General features: G+C 27.1%; 3 protein-coding genes. All 3 read left to right on the top strand.

The features are described 5' to 3' along the window. Positions 1-241 precede the first annotated feature (241 nt). Positions 242-844: a DUF4760 domain-containing protein gene (locus SHK09_RS14955; protein WP_319811594.1), complete on the top strand. Its 603-nt coding sequence runs from the start codon at positions 242-244 to the stop codon at positions 842-844. A 503-nt stretch (positions 845-1347) separates the two neighbouring features. Further along, a complete protein-coding gene (locus SHK09_RS14950; RefSeq protein WP_319811593.1) occupies positions 1348-1893 on the top strand; it encodes a hypothetical protein in 546 nt (181 codons plus the stop codon). Positions 1894-2020: 127 nt separating this feature from the next. Then, entirely contained in the window at positions 2021-2485 is a 465-nt protein-coding gene (locus SHK09_RS14945) for a hypothetical protein (protein ID WP_319811592.1), read from the top strand. The last annotated feature ends 798 nt before the right edge of the window (positions 2486-3283 follow it).

The raw sequence follows: 3283 nt of genomic DNA, 5'->3' as shown, positions 1-3283 counted from the left end.
AAAATTGCTTAAATTTATGACTAATCAAAGCTTTTTGCTTTTTTAAAAATGCTTCTAATTTTCCGGTGGAAAATTTGCCGCATTTTTAAATCGCAAAAATTTTTATACCAAAACGTTGGCAACCATTACTCACTCAAATTCTGAAAATGAATGAATAAGTAAAATATTAAGTTAATTTTATTTATTATTTTTGTTTTTTATCCAACAAACAAATACTAATTTACGAAAAATTAAACATACAATGAATAAGTTAAAAGTGAATTTTCAAGTAAAATATATAGTTCTCTTTCTTTTTTTAATAGCTATTATTGGAGTAATAATATTCTACTTAATGAACAAGTATAATATTGATTTTACATTCACAGACATTATGGCTTATTGCGCTGGTAGCGTTGCTATAATGGCTTTAATTTATCACGCATTAAGTTTGGAGTCGCAATATAAATTTCATCAAGAGAATTTATTTTTAACAAGGAACCAATATGCATATGATGTGTCTTCTAAATTTAATGAACCTCATATGACAGAAGCATTACAATTTATTTCAAAAATTGATGCGGATAAAGAGAGTTACTTCCTGAATAAAAAGGTGCAAAAATTCTTGGACTACATAAAAGATAATCCGAAAGACAGACAAAAGGTAGTTACTGTAATTAACTATTTTGAACAGCTTTCAATACTTATAGCAAACGGTCACGTAGAAGAAAAAATAATAAAAAAATCTTTTAAGACAGTATTTATCAGTACATTTATATTAATGAAACCATATATTGATTATCGACAACAAGAAAGTGGAACCATTTGGTGCAACTTTGAAAATATGGCTATTAAATGGAATGAATAATAAAATGGCATAATATTCGTTATAACAATATAAAACAATTACATTTACACCGTTAAAACAATCAAATTATGATAAAGCAAGATTTAAGTTGGTAAGAATTTAAACTGAAAATATTAACACAACCTCCGAAATAACGGAGGTTTTTTTATGTCTAAAAAACAAATACCATAATCTGAAATAAAAAAACGGTTGCCAACACCGTATAAACTTTATTACTGGTTTTGGCTCACTTGGGAAATTCCTCTGGAATTTCGCCGTTCGTGTTTTATTTACTAAATTCACTGCTTAAAACACGCAACAAAGCTTATACATAAACGTTGGCAACTATTAATCACTCAAATTCTGAAAACTGAAAAAAGAATATTCATTTTACTTTCGTTTCATTAAAAATAAAACATAACCTGAAAAAATGACAAAGAAAAAGACTCGTTAAATTTTTAGAATAAGGAATAATCAATCGATTGAAATAAAAGAGTTACCAACTATTTGGAAAAATTATATGAATGGAAAAAATTATATTAGAAGATAGATTTACTAATCATCAAAAAATCACATTCCTTTTATATCTTGGAGCACCATTTTTAATTAAAATTTTCTTTCTATTAAAGTATAACTTAAGTCTGAAAGATTATTTAATTATTTCAATTTGTGCTATTTGCTATGCTTTTTTAATATCAATAGCATTTCTGAAAAGAGGATTCCTGAAAAGGAATTCTAATCTTTATATTGGTTCATTTTTTTTAAGTAAATTGTTTTTTAAAACACGAATTGACATTTCTGAAACACCGAAATTAGCTGTATTGAAATTTAGGAAATCTCAAAAACTTGCTTGGTTTAGTGATGCAAAACCAGATTTAGCAGATATATATCAAACCTTTGAAATTAACATTTTGAATGAAAGACACACAAAACGTGAATCAATATTAGATTTCAAAAAGAACGAAAACGTTGAACCAACAATAGATTTTTTAACTTCAAACTTTGATTTAAAATATGAAAAATATAATCCAAATTTTAGATACAAAAAAACAGTTGCCAACACCGTATAAACTTTATTGCTGGTTTTAGCTCACTTGGGAAATTCCTCCGGAATTTCTCCGTTCGTGTTTTATTTAGTAGATTCACTGCTTAAACAACGCAACAAAGCTTATACAACAACGTTACCTAACATTAAAAATGAAAATCAAAATACTCTCTTTATTAATCATATTTCCTTTTATCATTAATTCACAAGAATTGAAAAAAAGTGATTTAATAGGAAATTGGAAGTTTAAAAAATATATCCTTATTAGAGAAATGCCCCAAGATACTGTAATTAATGTTGGTGGAGGAATAACTGTTGAATACGGAAAATCTACTGATTTGGAGTATTCAGATATTGAAATAACAAAGGAATTTTATAAAGAAGATGGTTTTGAATCTGACTTTTGGGAAATTTTGAATTACGAAATAATACCTCATAATCCTGTGCCGAAAAGTGAACTTGAATTTTATAAGAAACACTCTGTAGGAATAATTGAAAAACTTGAAAATGGTAAATACTATTATACAAAACCAATACCTATGAAAATTTTATCATTAAACAAAAATGAATTAATAATTGAGGATTATTATTGTAATATAATTTATGAACGAAAATAAAAACGTTAGGTAACACCGTATAAACTTTATTGCTGGTTTTAGCTCACTTGGGAAATTCCTCCGGAATTTCGCCGTTCGTGTTTTATTTAGTAAATTCAATGCTTAAACAACGCAACAAAGCTTATACAACAACGTTACCACACATTTGATGAATGTACTTTCCTGAAATAGGTTGACTAAAAATTAAACACTTAATTATAGTCACTTATGAAAACACAAAAAGATCCCTGGCGAAAAAAAACGTACGAAAAAGCAACTTTAGAACTCAAATTAAACTCAAGATTTCAACGAAAAAGCATGCAAAAAAAAGCGGTCCCTAGAAAAACACAAAAGTATTCACTGATATTAATTCACAAATTAAAAATCAGTTGGATAAAGTCCTTTCATGTAAGTAGTTTACACACCATTGCAACAACATATTCGAAACAACGCAACAAATTCGTAACTTAAATGATTTATTTTGTGCTTGCCGCTTTAAGGCCTCCTTAAAGGGTTCACTCGATTTTGGTCGTTATTTCAAATATGCCACAATGGATTGCAAAAATAAAAGCAAGTATTTAATATAATGTTATTATTAGGAGTTAATAATTAAGTAAAAACAAATTACTATTTTAAAAGTATCCATAACCAAAACATATTATCATAAATGGTAAAAGTTCAAAAAGTTAATAAGGATGTCTCACAAAGAATATTTTAAGTTCAAGTGAAAAGCCGTGTCCTAATACTCCATAATAAAGCATTAAGTTTTAAAGGGTTTTCAGTCTAAGTTTTGGTAGAAGAAATATTTTAAGGAAACAA

The sequence above is a fragment of the Polaribacter sp. PL03 genome (genome assembly GCF_033875165.1).
In the GTDB taxonomy this organism is placed as follows: Bacteria; Bacteroidota; Bacteroidia; order Flavobacteriales; family Flavobacteriaceae; genus Polaribacter.
The sequence above is the reverse complement of the archived record's forward strand: the minus strand, read 5'-3'. Positions and strand labels throughout refer to the sequence as shown.